The sequence below is a fragment of the Psychrobacter sp. DWR1-2-3 genome (assembly GCF_049896465.1).
Taxonomy (GTDB): Bacteria; Pseudomonadota; Gammaproteobacteria; order Pseudomonadales; family Moraxellaceae; genus Psychrobacter; species Psychrobacter maritimus.
Genome location: NZ_JAFCUJ010000001.1, coordinates 81075 through 98067, shown reverse-complemented (window position 1 = coordinate 98067; position 16993 = coordinate 81075). Strand labels below are relative to the sequence as shown.

14 protein-coding genes and 2 tRNA genes are annotated in these 16993 nt (G+C 40.9%); 9 read left to right on the top strand and 7 right to left on the bottom strand.

What is annotated here, in order from left to right:
* The first annotated feature begins 68 nt into the window (after nucleotides 1–68).
* From tssH to ACP7AA_RS00370, 5 genes are all read left to right on the top strand, one after another.
* A complete protein-coding gene (gene tssH, locus ACP7AA_RS00390; protein WP_426222318.1) occupies nucleotides 69–2993 on the top strand; it encodes a type VI secretion system ATPase TssH in 2925 nt (974 codons plus the stop codon).
* The gene (tssA, locus tag ACP7AA_RS00385) at nucleotides 2993–4147 is read left to right on the top strand and encodes a type VI secretion system protein TssA (RefSeq protein WP_426222317.1); all 1155 of its coding nucleotides are present in this window, start codon (nucleotides 2993–2995) and stop codon (nucleotides 4145–4147) included. Before tssH ends, tssA begins: the two co-directional genes overlap by 1 nt.
* A gap of 115 nt (nucleotides 4148–4262) precedes the next feature.
* Entirely contained in the window at nucleotides 4263–7115 is a 2853-nt protein-coding gene (locus ACP7AA_RS00380; RefSeq protein ID WP_426222316.1) for a type VI secretion system Vgr family protein, read from the top strand.
* Nucleotides 7108–8169 carry a polymorphic toxin type 44 domain-containing protein gene (locus ACP7AA_RS00375; RefSeq protein WP_426222315.1) on the top strand — a complete coding sequence of 354 codons (1062 nt, stop codon included), beginning with the start codon at nucleotides 7108–7110 and terminating at the stop codon, nucleotides 8167–8169. The genes ACP7AA_RS00380 and ACP7AA_RS00375 overlap by 8 nt, the downstream gene beginning before the upstream one ends.
* A 52-nt stretch (nucleotides 8170–8221) precedes the next feature.
* On the top strand, nucleotides 8222–8653 hold the full coding sequence (locus tag ACP7AA_RS00370) for a hypothetical protein (RefSeq protein ID WP_426222314.1): 432 nt from the start codon (nucleotides 8222–8224) through the stop codon (nucleotides 8651–8653).
* 65 nt (nucleotides 8654–8718) lie between these two features.
* Here ACP7AA_RS00370 and ACP7AA_RS00365 read toward each other — a convergent pair whose 3' ends face one another.
* Together ACP7AA_RS00365 and ACP7AA_RS00360 are read right to left on the bottom strand one after the other, a co-directional pair.
* Nucleotides 8719–9237 carry an IS630 family transposase gene (locus ACP7AA_RS00365; RefSeq protein ID WP_426222627.1) on the bottom strand — a complete coding sequence of 173 codons (519 nt, stop codon included), beginning with the start codon at nucleotides 9235–9237 and terminating at the stop codon, nucleotides 8719–8721.
* Nucleotides 9206–9562 carry an IS630 transposase-related protein gene (locus ACP7AA_RS00360; RefSeq protein ID WP_426222313.1) on the bottom strand — a complete coding sequence of 119 codons (357 nt, stop codon included), beginning with the start codon at nucleotides 9560–9562 and terminating at the stop codon, nucleotides 9206–9208. Before ACP7AA_RS00360 ends, ACP7AA_RS00365 begins: the two co-directional genes overlap by 32 nt.
* 152 nt (nucleotides 9563–9714) lie before the next feature.
* Here ACP7AA_RS00360 and ACP7AA_RS00355 point away from each other — a divergent pair, with 152 nt between their 5' ends.
* The 4 genes from ACP7AA_RS00355 to ACP7AA_RS00340 all read left to right on the top strand — a co-directional run bounded on the left by ACP7AA_RS00355 (nucleotide 9715) and on the right by ACP7AA_RS00340 (nucleotide 12263).
* Nucleotides 9715–10134, top strand: a complete 420-nt coding sequence (locus tag ACP7AA_RS00355) for a hypothetical protein (protein WP_426222312.1) — start codon at nucleotides 9715–9717, stop codon at nucleotides 10132–10134.
* 13 nt (nucleotides 10135–10147) lie between these two features.
* Complete coding sequence (locus tag ACP7AA_RS00350; RefSeq protein ID WP_426222311.1) at nucleotides 10148–10570, top strand: hypothetical protein; 423 nt, start codon at nucleotides 10148–10150, stop codon at nucleotides 10568–10570.
* Nucleotides 10571–11499: 929 nt separating this feature from the next.
* A complete protein-coding gene (locus ACP7AA_RS00345) occupies nucleotides 11500–11751 on the top strand; it encodes a hypothetical protein (protein WP_426222310.1) in 252 nt (83 codons plus the stop codon).
* A gap of 266 nt (nucleotides 11752–12017) precedes the next feature.
* A complete protein-coding gene (locus ACP7AA_RS00340) occupies nucleotides 12018–12263 on the top strand; it encodes a hypothetical protein (protein WP_201564792.1) in 246 nt (81 codons plus the stop codon).
* 420 nt (nucleotides 12264–12683) lie between these two features.
* On the opposite strand, the gene ACP7AA_RS00335 is transcribed toward ACP7AA_RS00340, so the two are convergent.
* The 5 genes from ACP7AA_RS00335 to ACP7AA_RS00315 all read right to left on the bottom strand — a co-directional run bounded on the left by ACP7AA_RS00335 (nucleotide 12684) and on the right by ACP7AA_RS00315 (nucleotide 16988).
* Nucleotides 12684–12770 (bottom strand) — tRNA-Leu (locus ACP7AA_RS00335).
* A 124-nt stretch (nucleotides 12771–12894) separates the two neighbouring features.
* Nucleotides 12895–12968: transfer RNA gene (locus ACP7AA_RS00330), tRNA-Cys, on the bottom strand.
* A gap of 194 nt (nucleotides 12969–13162) precedes the next feature.
* Nucleotides 13163–13297, bottom strand: coding sequence for a putative transporter small subunit (locus ACP7AA_RS00325; protein ID WP_227670443.1), 135 nt, complete (start codon nucleotides 13295–13297; stop codon nucleotides 13163–13165).
* A gap of 126 nt (nucleotides 13298–13423) precedes the next feature.
* A complete protein-coding gene (locus ACP7AA_RS00320) occupies nucleotides 13424–15070 on the bottom strand; it encodes a sodium:solute symporter family protein (protein WP_426222626.1) in 1647 nt (548 codons plus the stop codon).
* 877 nt (nucleotides 15071–15947) lie between these two features.
* Nucleotides 15948–16988, bottom strand: coding sequence for a formate dehydrogenase accessory sulfurtransferase FdhD (locus ACP7AA_RS00315; RefSeq protein WP_426222309.1), 1041 nt, complete (start codon nucleotides 16986–16988; stop codon nucleotides 15948–15950).
* Between the last annotated feature and the right edge of the window lie 5 nt (nucleotides 16989–16993).

Here is a 16993-nt window from a genome sequence, read left to right as displayed (position 1 = left end):
TGAAGAGCCATAAATTAGTTTTACAAAAATGATATGCAGTCTATTAAAAATGCCAAAGGAAAAGGTTTATGAGCCAGTTAAAAGCTGTAATTACCCGCTTGAGTCCAAGTTGCCGACAGTGTTTGCAGCAGGCAGCTAGGCTTTGTATCAATAACGGGCACCGTGAAGTTGATACGGTTCATCTGCTACACGAACTGATTGCTACCCCGTACAATGATGTAGCTCAAATACTCAAAGCTAACAAGATTAGCCAGCAATCACTCTTAGCAGACATAACAGATTCGCTCAATACCTTTGGGCAGGCAACAGGTCTAACGCCTGTATTTAGTCAAAGCTTGATGGCGTTATTAGAAGATGCGTGGGAGCTTGCCAGTAGCCAATATAATAAAAGTGATAATAACAGTCCTCTAGAAATCCGCTCTGGACATATATTGCTCGTGCTATTAGCGTATGAGCGTTATCAGCCATTATTAAAAACCCTTCCTGAGCAGCTACAGTATATCGATCGTTTTACCCTAAAAGATGATTATGAGCGTCAGTGTCTTGGCAGTACCGAAGGCAGTGGCACTATCCAATCAGCCAAGGTGGCGCTAGGTGAGAATGCCAATACCAATAGTGATAGGTCTGATAACAGTGACACGCAATCAGAACTAAGCCAGACCACCAAAATACCAACTCCTGCGCTAGATAAATATACTTACGATTTGACCGCAAAGGCCAGTGCCGATCAAATAGATCCAGTGATAGGCCGTGAGTTTGAGATTCATCAGCTGATTGATATCTTGATTCGTCGTCGTCAAAACAATCCTATTTTGACAGGTGAGGCAGGCGTTGGTAAAACAGCTGTGGTAGAGGGATTGGCGCAAAAAATAGTCGCCGGTCAAGTCCCTGATCAGCTCAAAGACGTGACGATACGCTGTCTTGATATGGGCTTGTTGCAAGCAGGAGCGAGTGTCAAAGGTGAATTTGAGAACCGTCTAAAGCAAGTCATTGAAGAAGTACAAGCCTCGCTACAGCCAATTATCCTGTTTATCGATGAAGCGCATACCTTGATTGGCGCTGGCGGGCAGGCAGGTCAGAATGATGCGGCTAATTTATTAAAGCCTGCGCTGGCTCGTGGTGAGCTTAGAACCATTGCTGCGACGACATGGTCGGAGTACAAAAAATACTTCGAAAAAGATGCAGCGTTGTCACGTCGCTTTCAGGTAGTCAAAGTCGATGAGCCTGATATCGATACGGCAGTGGCGATGATTCGTGGTTTGAGTGTCAAGATGCAGGATCATTTTGGGATTTTGATAGATGATGATGCACTGCAAGCAGCCGTTGAGCTGTCAGCACGTTATATCAGTGATAGACAACTGCCTGATAAAGCGGTCAGCGTACTAGATACGGCAGCGGCACGAGTAAGCTTATCAAAGACAGCCATGCCCAATCAGCTTGATAGACTACAAGCCAAAGGCGTGCAACTAGAGCAGCATATCAATAACCTCAGTCAACAACTTGAGCGTATCGGCGGCATTGCCGAAAAAGAAAAAATCGGCCAAAAAATTGCTGTGCTTGATGAGCAGCGTCAGGCCAATAAACAAAGCATTGCTGACATGACAAGTCGCTGGCAGCAGCAACGTCAGCTCAATGATCAGCTCGATGCAATCAATCAGCAGTTGAATGGTAAGGCTGATGATGCCTTTAATACGAATACGCTTAGTGCAAAAGAGCGGTTAGACAAACAAGCTGAGTATCAAAGCATTGAGCAGTCGCTAAAACAAATACAAGAGACACATCGCCTGATCCATCCTGTATTAGACAGACAAGTTATTAAGCAAATTATCTCGGATTGGACCGGTATTCCACTCAACGATATGGCGGGGAATGAAAAAGACCATATCTTGAATTTGGCTGATACCTTGCAAGCGCGTGTCATTGGGCAAGATCATTCTGTGGCTGCTATCGTGAAGCGGATTCATACTGCAAAAGCTAGGCTGGATGATCCCAATCGCCCGCAAGGTGTCTTTTTGCTCGTCGGGCCAAGTGGTGTTGGTAAAACAGAAACCGCATTGGCGTTATCAGAGGTATTGTATGGCGGTGAGCGCAATCTTATCACTATTAATCTTTCAGAATATCAAGAAGCACATAGCGTTGCCTCCTTAAAAGGCTCGCCTCCAGGTTATGTTGGCTATGGTGAGGGTGGCGTATTGACGGAGGCTATCCGTCGTCGTCCCTATAGCGTGCTCTTACTCGATGAAGTAGAAAAAGCCCATCCAGATGTACTCGATTTGTTTTATCAGGTCTTTGATAAAGGGGTAATGGAAGACAGTGAGGGGCGTTTGATTGATTTCAAAAACACGCTGATCTTATTGACCAGTAATGTTGGTTCCTCCGCGATTATGCAGCAGTGTATCAATACCGATCCAGCCATCACTGATTTTAGCTTACCAGACAGCGACAGCTTAAAACAGGTCATCAATCCGCATTTGTATAAAGTCTTTAAACCTGCATTTTTGGGTCGTTTAACCGTTATTCCTTACTATCCATTGACTGATGATGCGCTTGCAGAGATTATTCGCTTAAAGCTCGACAAAATCACTGGCCGTATCCGTGATAATTACGATATTCCTTGTGTCATTGATCCTGAGGTGATTGAGCTGATTTTATCACGTTGTCATGAAGTCGATTCTGGTGCACGTAACGCCGATGCCATCATCAGTCATACCTTGCTACCGCAGCTGGCGGGTCAACTGCTTGCCCATGATGACAGTCAAAGTGTGCTAAAAAATATCACGGTACTTGTCGATAAGGACGACAATTTTGCCTATCGTCTTGATACTGAAGCTGTTGTAGCGCTCAATCAAATAGCGCAATACAGCGAAGATGAAACTGAAAATCAAGATGAGAAATCGCCAAGCAAACCAGCTTCACCTAAAAATCCTGCCGTTAAAAGACCGCCAGTGAAAAAAACGGTCAGTAAAAAGGCTGTTAAGGAAGAGGCACTATAATGAATACCGATAACTTTTTAGCAACCAATATTGACACCCTTATCGCGCCAATCGATGGCAGCCATCATGGGGTCGGTGAAGATCTCATCTTTGATCCACGTATCGATGCTATCGTGGCCGCTCGTCAAGAGGATGACCCATTACTGGCGCAAGGAAACTGGGTCACTGAGCTAAAAGTCGCCGACTGGGATTTTGTCAAAAACCAATGTGCCGAGTTGCTGAGCCATACCAGTAAAGATATGAAGCTCGCACTTTGGTATGTGGATGCATTGAGTCATACCGATCATTTAGCGGGTATTAGCCAAGGTTTGAGTCTATTGCAGACACTGAACGATGACTATTGGCTGACCATGTATCCGCCACTAGATGGCGAAGAAGAGAGCATGGATATCAGGGCAGGGTTGCTGTCATGGTTTGTCAAAGCGCTCACTGATGATATCAAGCAACTATCACTCGCTGATACCAAGGTAGAAAGCTATAACTATAACTACTACCTAACTGCTCGTGATCATGATAAGCAGCGTCAGCAAAACCCCGATAGCGAAACCTCCAATCAACTAACATTAAGCGACTACAACCATGCCATAAAGAACAGTAGTAAAGCTTGGCAAAAAACACTCATGAGCAATCTCAATAAAGTTACTGAGCAGTGGCAGGCACTGACTGATCAGCTCAATGATCTAATGGGTATGGATGCACCTGTATTTGCGCCTGTGACGGATCTGTTAATGGCATTGAAGCAACATTTGCACCCACTGCTACCAGAGTATGCCGATACTACTAATAATATTAGTCAAGAGGGCGTAGCCGATACTGTAAACAGTACAGATGATCATGAAAGTACGAAGTCGAACGGTAATAAATCATTAGCTAGCACAAAAAATGTCACCTTAACTGATTTTAATCCTAGTAACCGCGACCATCAAAGCAATCGTCGGCAAGCGCTTAAATTGCTGGCTCAAATCCAAGAGTATTTTGCGACCAATGAGCCACACAGTCCAGTGACTTTTTTGCTGGGTCGAGCGATTGATTGGGCCGATATGCCGTTGGATCAATGGCTGGCTCATATCATTAAAAACGAAGATCAATTATCCATGATCTCTGACATGGTTGGTATTCAACCGAAACGACAATCGTCTGACGATAGCTATTGATGATGAGCATTAAGGTTGGATGGATGGGGCGGTTTCTCCACTGGCAATCTCTGCGGAATGTGTGATCTTGTGATATTAAACTTTACATCTTTGGACTGATAAAGAAGGGCTTATCATGGTATGGACACAAAAAAATCGCCATCTGCAAATTAGTAGTGCGCATCCTGATATTGCCAGCAGTCTTATTCAACAGGCAGATATTGTCGAAAGTTTGCTTGGTATGCCGCTGCCAGACAGTGTCTGGCAGAAACCCGCGCTTATGCCAGCGCCTGATGCCTATCCAAGTCCTTACCATCAAGATCAACGAGCGCAGTCTTATCAGCAGCGCCAGCTTGCACTGTATTGCGGCTACCGTATTAGTATCACGTTATTGCATCCACAAGTAGGACTGGATATAAAGGAGTGGTTAGGGCAAAGTATGGCCATACACTGGCACACTAGTGACCCTATGCTGCCAAGCCAAATTCGCCACGGCATTATTACTGAAGCAGTTGCCGTAGGTAGTAACAGTGGTATGGCTGCCTATCGGATTATTTGCGAGCCTATCTTAAATCAATTACGTCTTAATAGTCATAATCGCCGCCACCATCATCTCAGCCTAAGTGAGCTTATTAGCCAAATCATCAGCCCGTATAATATGGACATCGAGCTTGACGAACGCCTCAGTGATGATAGTAACTACCATATTCAGCATAGCGTTCAGTATAATCAAACCGATTTCGCCTATCTAACACAATACCTTGCCCTCTATGGTGTCACTGGCTACTACCGTCATGAGAGCGATAAGCATATTTTGGTTTTACTGCCACACGACGCTGAAGCCTTACGCCCAGACACAAACGATATTCAAAGCATCTTAAGTCAAAACCCTGCTAATCTCGCTGATAGAAAAGATCGCATCACTGCCATTCGTCCACGTATTGCTCAGCATACCCAACAAAGCAACCTATGTCGCTATGATAACCGTCTGATGGATACTTATACAGGCAGTAGCAGTAGCGAGCAACCTATTAACTCATCAAGCAGCACTCATCAGCGCTTTTTGCACAGTCATACCTATTTTGATGATGCGGGTCTCGATAGGCTTGCCACCCGCTACCAACAGAACGCGCAGCAGCTTGCCAATCTAGGCAGCCTAACAGGCAGTATTCGTCATCTGAATCTGCCATGCGCCCATTACATTGAGGGCAATCCTTATGTGGCTGAGCCTATAAGCCTAGTCTCCATTCACCATCATATAAATAATCATTTGCCCACCGATTGGTTAGGTACGTCACCCTTTGACCCCATTACTTTACAGCCTAATACGAGCCACGATAATGATGATAACAACGTCCATCAAATTACGGCTTGCTATTTGCCATTTCCGCATCATCATCATATTCCTTATGGTGAACAGCTTGCTAAACTTGGACAACCGCATCCAAGCCTCACTGGCCTAATGAGCGCCAGTGTTATTGATACGAATAGCAGTGCTATCACCCATGACCGTAATCATCGTGCACATATCAGATATCACTGGCAATCTGATGACAGTAATGGAAGCGACAGCGCACACTGGATACCCATCGCCAGTCACTTAGTTGCCGACCACATGGGGCAAACGCATCCCTTGCGTCATGGACAGCATGTCCTCATCGACTTCATCGGTGGCGACATCACCCATCCCATTATCATTGGTAGCACTCATAATGGACAAGGTAATAGTGACGCTCAGCACAATAGCATCGTCAGTGACAGCGATACCCTTGACGCCACCAGTCCAGCTTGGTTCATCAATCAAAGCCATGCCTATCCCATAGACGGCATCAAAACTCAAAGTATTGACTATAGTCGCACAGGAGAAGCCAACAAAGACAGCTTGAATAACGGCTATAACCAGCTGTTGTTTGATGCCCATCCTGAGAGTCCACAGATCAACCTCTATAGCACCAGCTACCAGTCCAGCCTCACTATCGGTCATCTGTATCAGCATAGCGACCACACCCGAGGCCAAGCGCGTGGACAAGGTATCAGTTTAGAGACCAAAGCCGCCGCTAATGTGCAAGGTAGTACAGGTATTCATATCAGCAGTCGACAGTCAGATCCTTCATCAAATCCTCACATGAGCCATGACAGTCATAGTAAGATACAAACCGCTAACCAACACCAACAAGCTTATGCCCAGCTGACTGAGACTCATCGACCAGTGGGACTAGGAGGCAGCAGCAAAGCCAATAACACCGCAGAACATCAAACCCCATTTGCCGAGTTTAGTAAAGACACCAGTGATGCGACCTTAAGCGAATCAGGACAATGGCAACAAGCGCATCTGCTGATCGACTCTCAACGTCATCTTGCCATACTAAGCGGGCAACATAGCCAGCATACCAGTACTAAGAATACTCACGCGCATGCGACAGATAACACTCATCATCATAGCCAAACCCAGATGAATCAACTGGTCGCAGGCGATATTCATTACTACTCAAACAAAGCGCAAACCCATACCGCGGCTCATGGTGATGTCACCATTCAAGCGCACCAGAATGAGATGCGCCTCGACAGTGAGCAAGTGCTGCGTATCCATAGCCGAGACAGTATTGAGATTATAGCGCCTGATACGCTAACCCTAAAAGCGGTGGGCAGTGGTATCGAGATATCGGGTGGTAATGTGACCTTTATCACACCAAGTCAAGTGGGCTACAAGGCCAGTAAGGTGGATTGGGGCAGTGGGGGTAGGGGTATTGCCAAAACTATTGCTCTCAGACAAGCAAAAATAATAGAAGGTGAGAAGTTTTATTTGAGATACAAAGCTGAGGATAAGCAAGGCAATTTACTAAAAAATAGAGATTACATCGCTTATAACAATACGACTGGAGAATTGATAACAGGTAAAACAGATAATCTAGGCTATACCGAGCAATTTATAACCGAAGAACCAGCAAATATCGAAATACATGTTGTGGAGGGACAGGATAATGGCTAAGAGGATAGGGTATATTCATTTATATATCAGTGGCAGTATACAAATCTTATCGAAGAGCCAGTATCGAATTGATATTAGTAATGCTGGTATCACTTCCAAATTACCATTAACAGGATCTATCGAAAAATTAGGAAGTAAAACTATTCGGTTTCAATACGATGACACCAAAGTTAGCATTGACGATATGCTTATAACTTATCAAGCAAAAGCTAGTTCTAATACTGGTTTTAGTTTAGCTCAAGGCTCGCTAAAAGCTTCTAATATAGGTATTGATAGTCTAGGTAAAAACTCTAATTCAATTTATATTAAATCAACAATAGCTTTGACTGAATCAAATAAAGAGATGGAACGGCAAGTGCGTATTGCTGATTGTAATCATGTAGATGGCGCTATTCAAGTAGCACAGTACATTGTTAAAGAAATACAAACTAATGTAAATTCTTTAGTTGCACATAGAATGAGATATCATTTAACAGGTGAACTCTCTAACCAACTTAAAAGGGTCTTTGATAAAGCCGACGCATCAATCATGCAAATATCTAATAAAACAGGACAGCCTATAGCAGGTGCAAACCATAGAAGCAGATCAAAAATTACTGCTGCTGAGCTTTGGATTGGACAAGTAAATACTGAAAAATCGTGGGATCACAAAAACAAAATACGGAAAAAATTTAAAACTGTAGCCGTTCATAGACCCTTACCGCCTCCAAGTGATACTTGGTCTGAAACTTATTACCACAAGTATAAAGAATATGACTACTACATAGATATATGGTCAAATATTCATTATGGCTATGTAGGAAGGTCAGTTGGGTTTACAGCAAATGAATTGCTCACAGGTTCGAACATTGCTCAATATGTAAGTAATGCGGTACAGCGAGAAATAAGTGGTGATACTACTGATGATAAAACTGCTATAAACATTGGAATTGAACTTTATGAAAAACATAACTTAAGCAAAGATATTACAGCATCTATAATTTTAAGTAAGATAAATTCGCAGTCAGATGGGAGTTTTCCAGTTTCTAAAACAACGCACTACTGCTTTGAATGAGCGATATGATTGAAAATTTGATTATAGATATCTAACAAGGTTTATTAATAAAATGAAACATTTAAAATATTTGTTAATTTTTTTCTTAATATCAATGCTTTTTTTCAAAATTTATTCCTATGGCATCAGTCCAAATATAAAATTTGTCAATAATACTAGTGATGCAATTAGAGTAACTAAAGGGGAGTTTGATAGTAGTAAATCTGATCCTAATTTGAATGAAGTAGATGATATGTTCAGAAACACTGCTGCTATCAAACCCAAAAGTAGTCTTTCATATAGTATCACTATGAGTTCTCTTTTATCTAAAAAAGATATTAGAGTAGATGCCTCTTATGAAAAAAATAAAAAAGTTGCCGGTGAAAAATTTATTATGGACGAAAATGGTTTCTGTAAATACACTATTATTGTTTATGATAATTATACTGACATAGAAACTAGTAATTTTAATATTTGTTATAAGAAACTACTCATGATCGATTGAAATTACAAGGTTTAATGTAAATATGAAGAATAGTACTATAAAGAAGTCGGTTTTACTAGTTATAGTTAATCCAGAATAAAAGAGATACATCCCATATCACGAAACAGTTTAGGTAGATCATTCTCCATCCACCCTTGGCGTAGAAATTTCACCTGTGCCCATTTTTTCTCGATAGGGTTCAGATCAGGGCTATAGGGCGGCAACCATAGAATGCGATGACCATGTCTATTGAGTAGTTTTTGAATACGCTTGTTCTTATGAAATCGAGCATTATCCATGACAATCACGCATTTGGTCTTAAGGCTTGAGATTAGCTTGTGTTTGCACCATTGATAGAAGACGATGCTGTTGATGTTTGTCTCAACGTACTCAAGCGCAAACAACCTCTTGTTATACAGAGCGCCAATAATATTAGTTCGCTTTTTACCTTGCCAGTTGCAGCGATCAATACAAGGCTTACCGATCGGCGCGTAACCATGAGAGCGAATGGTTTCATGCTCAAAGCCGCTCTCATCCATATAGACAATGGGATAACCTTGCTGTTTAAAGCGATCAAGCTTTCTCTGATACGCCGCTCTTTTTATTGGACACGCTTTTGGATGTTCTAAGCTCTTTTTTTTGACTGATGCCTAGGCGTTTTAACGCCTCACAAATGGCTGGGGCAGTACAGTTGAACCGTCTTGCTCTCTCATAGTGATAGTCATCAGGATAACGCTCAACGTCTTTGCGTAATGCATCATCGGATATTTTATAGGGTTTGGTTTGCCTGGTTGTTTTACTATGAATACGTCTCTTCCAGTTCTGTATAGTGGTTGGGCTGAGATTATAAAACTCAGCCGCCACAGCAAAGGACATACCATCATTTATACTTTTTAGTACTTGTTTGCGGAAATCTAGTGAGTAAGTCATGATAAATGAGTATATTTGTTGAGATGTTTTATTTTATAACATTTTTATATTTAATACACTATATGGTCAGCATGGCTCAGAGCAGCAGGAGGATATTTGGGTGAAAAGGGAGAAGAAACTATAGCTGACCTAATTTCTGAATAGGGAGCCAAATGGATACTCAAAATTTACTAAGATGGGTTGCAATCATTGTAAGTATTGGTGGAATGATTACTTGGATGATAACGTATAAATTATGCGTTATTTATTTTAGAAGACATAAGAAAGATATTGCTCATATTTTATATTCGGACAAAAAATATTACGATAAAAAATTGGACGGTTATGACATACATTTTTTTATTATTGCAATGGCAGGTATTTATATGAACTATCATCTTAAATACAAGAAACATGGTTCATTTAAAATACTACAATTGGCTTGGTATCCTTTAATTAATGACAAGAGTGCGCTTAAGATGTATCAAAAGCATAACAAGCTACTTTTGGGTTCGTTTTTTACTTTTGTTCTTATGTCTTTTTGGTTTGTAGGTAGTGGCGTGTTTATTTGGTTAGCAACAAGGATAGGATAATGCTGGGTTAAAAATGATGACTTATGACTTATTAATGGGCATTGGTAGTACTATTTTTATAGGTGGAATGATTACTTGGATGATAACGTATCAATTATGCGTTATTTATTTTAGAAGACATAAGAAAGATATTGCTCATATTTTATATTCGGACAAAAAATATTACGATAAAAAATTGGACGGTTATGACATACATTTTTTTATTATTGCAATGGCAGGTATTTACATGAACTACCACCTAAAATATAAAAAATATGGTTCATTTAAAATACCACAATTGGCTTGGTATCCTTTAATTAATGACAAGAGTGCGCTTAAGATGTATCAAAAGCATAACAAGCTGCTTTTGGGTTCGTTTTTTACTTTTGTTCTTATGTCTTTTTGGTTTGTAGGTAGTGGCGTGTTTATTTGGTTAGCTGCGCGAGTAGGGCAGTAGCAACAAAGAAGTTTTAACTTCATTGAACATGATGAAGAAAGTCATGAAGGCTACGCTCAAATCATAGCTGAAGCCACTCAAGGCATCGGTGTAGATGAAAGCAATATCGGTATACTAGACTCGTTATGGGCAGACTATAAGACGACCAAGCAAGAGTTTGAACAATCGCTACGGCCTTGTGTTTCAGATCAGAAGTCCATTGAAGACAATTGGACGATTAAGGCGCTTATTGGTCTAAACAAAGAAAGCATTAACAGAATGCAAGGCGCTCCAGCCCACCCTTATTCAGTGCCAATACCGGTTAATATGGATAATAATAAACCGCCTTGAGATTGACGTGTTTCTCGGAATGTTGAGTCTCCGATAATCCTAGGGCGGTTCAATGGACTAGCCACGCACAACCCAGCCACCGATTTAGCCGAAGCAATCAAACTACATAGAATCATCAATCATAGCCGTATCACAAGCCAGTAATTACCTAAACTATTAAAAGACATCAATGCTTATGATGGGGTTGTATTGGTGAAACTAGGTGTTTGCACATTGTGCCTATAGAACCGCAAGCAATAGAAGTATTGGAGGAGATCAAAGAACGAGGCTTTTCAGATCAGTATGTATTTTTTAACACTTCAACCAGAAAAATTGCTAGGACTTCAATCATCTTAAGATCTCAAAGCTTGCCAGTAAGCTAATTAATAAGCCAATAAAAAAATACCTCGATGACGGGTTGGTTAATAGTGCTATACATGAGATTTATAGTTATCAAAATACGAAATTGTTCTCTTAGCTAGAATTATGAGTTCTCTTTACGTCAGTTTACCGAACGCAATATGCTATATACAATACGTGAACATTAGTAGACATAAAAATATATTATTAAAGTATAAGATTGGAAGCTGAAATTAACTGTTAGAAATAAAGGTTGAGACATGAATAATAGACTATCAGGGAGTGATTTAACTAGAGCTATGCTAGAGCGCGGTGATGAGCAAGTGTGGTGCGCTGTGAGTCATAAAAGTGCTGAGCATGCTATGGAGACTATTATCAATGTCAGCAGTGACTTTATAATGCATATTGTGGCATTTGAGGATGGTCACTTTCTCTGTAAAGAGGGTGGTAGATGGAAATACGCGATACCAATTAAAAAGGCTGAAATTACTCAAGAAGAAGTGGGGTTATAGGAAAATTCTAATTTAATTAATATTATTTTAATAAACATTAGTTTATAGTATGGTTAATCGATAATTAGACTATAAATTATATTCATTATTGTGAATAAAGATATATACTATGTATTAAAAAATAGTATTAGGCACGTCTACTGTACCGTTTTGATTTAAAAATACAAAATCATAAATGCGAAAGTCTCAGAGATGGTCAAGGTATAGCTTTTATATACCCACTTGTTTGGCTTAATAATCGTAAAATATGATTAGGAGCTATAGGTATGGATGCAGCAATTACAGGAAGTGAACTAACTCGTGTAATGTTGGAAGAGGGTCATCAAGAGGTCTGGTGTGCGGTAGATGATGGTTGCGATCAGGATGCTATGGCCTATTTAGCCAATAATGATTTTACAGCCCGTATAGTATCTTTTAGTGATGGTATGTTTTATTGTACAGCTGGCATGGCTTGGTCGTGTGCAGTACCAATTAAGATAGTAGCGATAACACAGGCCGAGGCAGGCTTTTGATTCTCAGAACTATACGTCTTACGAAAGCATAGGTCATGTATCACCTTACAAATGAAAAATCTAATTAGGTATTTTAAAATAGTAATAATAAAGAATGATGGTTGATATCATTGATGTTTTAAAAATTTTAATATCAATGGTTTGAGATTAATAGTTAGTTTCTGCCATTTCCACCAAATATTAAAAGTCCGATCGCTTCATGAGGTCGGATTTTTTTGGCTTCAATTTATTAGCAAGTGTGAAGTATGAGCTTACAACTAAATTAAAACAACGATTAACCGGTCTAGGCTGACAAATATTATAAAACAGTTGTTTTCTCAGAATATTTTTGCTAGCAATAAATGAGGGGATTATTAATACAATGAAAAAACGACACCATAAGAAAAAGGCTTCCAATTGCTTGGAAGCCTTTTAATGTAATGGTACCCGGAGCCGGACTTGAACCGGCACGCTATTACTAGCGAGGGATTTTAAATCCCTTGTGTCTACCAATTTCACCACCCGGGCAAAAATTGTATTATCTAAAAGTAAGCTTTCTACTTGTTAGATAGTGGTCGCTATTATAAGCATTTATGTTAATAAAGCAAGCTAAAATTAACCTAATATTTATAATATTTTTAACCTAAATAATTGGAGGCTGAGGTCGGAATCGAACCGGCGTTAACGGAGTTGCAGTCCGCTGCATGACCACTCTGCCACCCAGCCAATCAAGGATGCCTATATTAGCAAAAATAATTTAAATTACAAGTCATTTTTTAATTAAATACTACTTATCTGCTCAGTTGTGGTTATTTTCCCATAAATTAACGCTTATTCGAAGTATTGTTAGACCAAATGAAGCCATCACTAAGCCTTTGCTAAGTGATGGCTTTGTAAAACACATCGTCTAATATCATGTGCTAAACGATATCTTTATTATTATATTGCGCTTTTTTAATATCACGATAGGTTGCGGTACAAATCAATATCAGTACACCCAGCGTAATTGCCGGCCAAATGAGGATATATAATCCATAGATAAAGACGTTGTCCATGATAACTCCTTATATTTAGTAATTGTTGCTGTTGATTTTCACTTTACTTTGCTGGCTTCTAATAATGACTTCTAATAATGGTTAGCCAGTTAATGACCAACCATCACTTGATAATATTAATCTTATTTAAGATTTTGCTAGCGGTTGTACTGGCGGCTTTTTATCATAGTCGCCAACCCGCTGTTTAATGAGGTCAAAATCAAAATGCTCGTCACCCATTAGGCTAACAATCACACAGACGATGGTACTTGCGCCGTAAGCGGTCAGTGAAGCCAGTAAAACCATGTACTGGCGTAGGAAGCCAGTGGCGAAGATTAACATCAGCACCAGCGTGATAGCGGCGGCGACCATGCCGATTTTACGACCTAGAAAGCCAAAGACCATAAGTCCAATAACCACTGCGGCACCGACACTGGCCAATATCTCAAAGAATAAGGCGGTGAAGCCGGTAATCGGTATCAGCTCAAAGCGCGCAACGCAGAACAATAATAGCCCAACGATGACCGCTGAGGTAAAGGCGACATTGGTGACGCGATTCCAGAACACACTGGCAATCACTGGGAAAACAATAGCACCCCATAACGCGCCAACGAAGACCAGCATTACCAAAATATCAAGCTTAAAGCTGGCAAAAATCAATCCTGCTGCCGTAGCGACAATCATGGTTCCGCGACCGACAAGCATCATAGTTTTTGGTTTAACGCGCCCCTTGGCAAGGTTTTTGCCATAGACATCCGCCATCATAATCGTTGATAGCGCTGATAAGTCTGAGTCAGCGGTTGAGGACAGCGAACCTATCACTAAAATAAAGAATAATGCGATAAAGACCGGATGCAAATAAGTACTGACCATTTGCGGAATTAAGTTATTCATATTGCCATCAAGTGGCTCGATACCTATGGTTAACGCCATGAGTCCAATCATACCAAGCCCAATGACGATACCGGCATAACCGACCGTGGCAGTGATAAAGGTCGCTTTAATTTTGGTTTTATCAATGGCAAATAGGCGCTGGGTAATGGTTTGATTGCCGATGGCATAAGCCAATACGGCGACAAAATATGGCGCACCTTGCTGAAAGAACGCTTCAGAGGAAAAGAAATCTTGCTGCTCAAAGGTTAAATTCGACAGTCCGCTGACCATGACTGACGGACCACCCATGGAAAATAGTACCGCTGGGATAATGATGACACCAATGGCCATCAAGGCGACCAGTTGGGCAAAGTCGGTAAAGACAGAGGCTCGGAATCCCGAGGTTAACGTATAGCTGAGCACCCCAACGCCTGCGATGATGACGCCCGTCTGAAACGACAATGGTGACAGTACGGAGACCAAGGCACCAGCAGCGGTGAAGTTGACCATCAAGCTAATTAAGCTCCCCATAATATTGGATATGGCTAAAATTAATTGGCTTGATGAGCCGTGGCGGGCGTGGATGAGTTCACCTAAGGTATGACCATTTGGGGCAAGTTCACGAAAGCGCATACCAAAAGGGTAGATGAATAAAATCATCAAAGCACCCCAAAAACCGTAATGTATCGGTCCTGAGACGCCGTATTTATAACCGGAAGTAGCGGCTGCATAAAACGATGCCGCCCAAATCCATGTGGCGGTCATACTGGCTGCGCCCATGCCGAAGCCTACACTGTGACCGGCGACCATAAATCCTGAAGTTGTCTCCTTGTCTTTTTTGATTAATAAAGACAGTAAATACGTGCCACCATAAAATGCTAGTAATAATAAAAGAATGGTTAACGATGAGAATTGGAACAATGACTCAGTTTTCAAATTCATACCTCGCAATTGTTTTAATAGAATAATAGTTCGCTTTAAAGTAAAACTTACAAACTGGCGAAAATATAAAAACGCGCGTTCAGCCTATTTGCCACGCGCATACAATTTTACCCGTGCGTACAATTAGCAACGAGCAATACGCAATAAAATAAATGGTTATAAAAACCAAATGCTAACGTTAGAGGGTGTATTAATTTTTCATTGGCCACAGGCTATTAAAATATTTAATAAAAAATATCGACTAAAATCTTGTATGAAAAATAACAGCGGCAACTCTCAATTAGCGTCTGCTAATGGATAAACCATTACGCGGTCAAATACGGCGTCATCGATAGTAGCGATAGGCTACACGAGGCTTACATGGTAAGCGTCTATAGCAAAATTACGGATAAGCACTAAGCCAAAACTGTATGACTTGTGCTAAATGTAGACAGCTTATATCAGCTGTGATAAGCAATAATTAGAGTAGCGTTTTACTCAATTTATTGCGTGTGAGCTATCATCCGTTGTCGTGATGATAAGTAAAATCTTATTGGGATTGTGGTGCTCATTTACTTATCATTGATAAATAAAACTACAGCTATGTTAAATATTAGTAACATGTTTGTGCGGTAAGGGTAACCTATTCTATCTCTAACCTCAAATTTTCCCTCAAACTTCTGAGTCAAGGATGGTTAAGGCAAACTAATAGATAGATTTATAATAATAACTGTAATCAGTGTTAGAGCAAGATGGAGTTAAAAAAGCTTAATCGAATGGATAAGTGAAAACTTGCACAGGAAGGGTATTAGGAGTGCATAGTAACGGAGTGAGACATGGCATGTTTAGTTATAGAGATATAACAGCAGAATCCGCTCTAGATTGGTGTTTTAAGCGTTTGGACAGTTGGTGTGGTGTTGGTATAGTAAGTAACTCGGTCGTCGCGTAAAAACCCTGCCAGCCCCAAGCCATAGCGCTCAGCAACCCGTACCGCAGTGCTGGTCGGTGCAGACATGCCGACAAGCCAAGGTAGGCGACTACGAATGGCTTTTTGCACCAACTCAATAGACAGCCGCGATGTCATGACCACGCATGTCAGCTCTGCTTTGTGGCGTAATTGCCAACCGATAAGTTTATCGAGGGCATTATGGCGTCCGACGTCCTCGAATAGATATAAGTCAGCGCCTTGCATGGTGGCAGCGGCATGTACCGCACCGGTTAATTGATGCGTGTGTTGTGCGGCGTTAATATTTTGTCGTACTTGTAATAAATAATTTAGAGTAGGGATAGTTGATGCTGATAGTTTTTCGCCTGATTCTAAGTTTGGCGCTGAATAACTGCTTAAATCAGGAAGTGCTTGCGCCAGTCCTGTAATACCACACATTCCGCAGCCTGTACGTCCTGCTAGCTGCCGCTTTTGCGCTTGAATACGCTGATGACAGCGCTGATTTAATACCAGTTCCACAACATACACGTCATAGTCTTGCAGCTGCGTTGAAAACTGCTCAAAAGTAGTCGTTGCAGTAGCCGAATCATCCGTTAAATCATTGCTGAATTTCTGATAACTTGCGATATCGGTCAGTTGGGTCACTTCCCAATCTAGTAATTCATGACTATGATGAATCAGCCCTTCACTATATAAAAAACCAATGGCAAGATATTCAAGCTGATAGGGGCTTGCCATCAATATCGCATAATGGATACCATTAATGACAATTGCAACGGCTGCCTCTACTGCTAGCATTGCTGATTTATCATCAATCTCTATTTCTTTGGTTGCATGAGTAGAGTTTTCAGTAGATAAATAACGATGTTTTTGTGCCAAATGCAGCCGCGATAGTGGTACTTTTTGCGTTGACGCCTCAGCAGCATCTGTTGCCAAAGTATCTACTGTCGCTAAGTTATTTTTATTGACCATTATAT

Bases quoted from the DNA above. Each gene is read 5' to 3' on its own strand.
- tssH (WP_426222318.1), top strand. From the start codon at position 69: ATGAGCCAGTTAAAAGCTGTAATTACCCGCTTGAGTCCAAGTTGCCGA.
- tssA (WP_426222317.1), top strand. From the start codon at position 2,993: ATGAATACCGATAACTTTTTAGCAACCAATATTGACACCCTTATCGCG.
- ACP7AA_RS00380 (WP_426222316.1), top strand. From the start codon at position 4,263: ATGGTATGGACACAAAAAAATCGCCATCTGCAAATTAGTAGTGCGCAT.
- ACP7AA_RS00375 (WP_426222315.1), top strand. From the start codon at position 7,108: ATGGCTAAGAGGATAGGGTATATTCATTTATATATCAGTGGCAGTATA.
- ACP7AA_RS00370 (WP_426222314.1), top strand. From the start codon at position 8,222: ATGAAACATTTAAAATATTTGTTAATTTTTTTCTTAATATCAATGCTT.
- ACP7AA_RS00360 (WP_426222313.1), bottom strand. From the start codon at position 9,562: ATGACTTACTCACTAGATTTCCGCAAACAAGTACTAAAAAGTATAAAT.
- ACP7AA_RS00355 (WP_426222312.1), top strand. From the start codon at position 9,715: ATGGATACTCAAAATTTACTAAGATGGGTTGCAATCATTGTAAGTATT.
- ACP7AA_RS00350 (WP_426222311.1), top strand. From the start codon at position 10,148: ATGATGACTTATGACTTATTAATGGGCATTGGTAGTACTATTTTTATA.
- ACP7AA_RS00345 (WP_426222310.1), top strand. From the start codon at position 11,500: ATGAATAATAGACTATCAGGGAGTGATTTAACTAGAGCTATGCTAGAG.
- ACP7AA_RS00340 (WP_201564792.1), top strand. From the start codon at position 12,018: ATGGATGCAGCAATTACAGGAAGTGAACTAACTCGTGTAATGTTGGAA.
- ACP7AA_RS00325 (WP_227670443.1), bottom strand. From the start codon at position 13,297: ATGGACAACGTCTTTATCTATGGATTATATATCCTCATTTGGCCGGCA.
- ACP7AA_RS00315 (WP_426222309.1), bottom strand. From the start codon at position 16,988: ATGGTCAATAAAAATAACTTAGCGACAGTAGATACTTTGGCAACAGAT.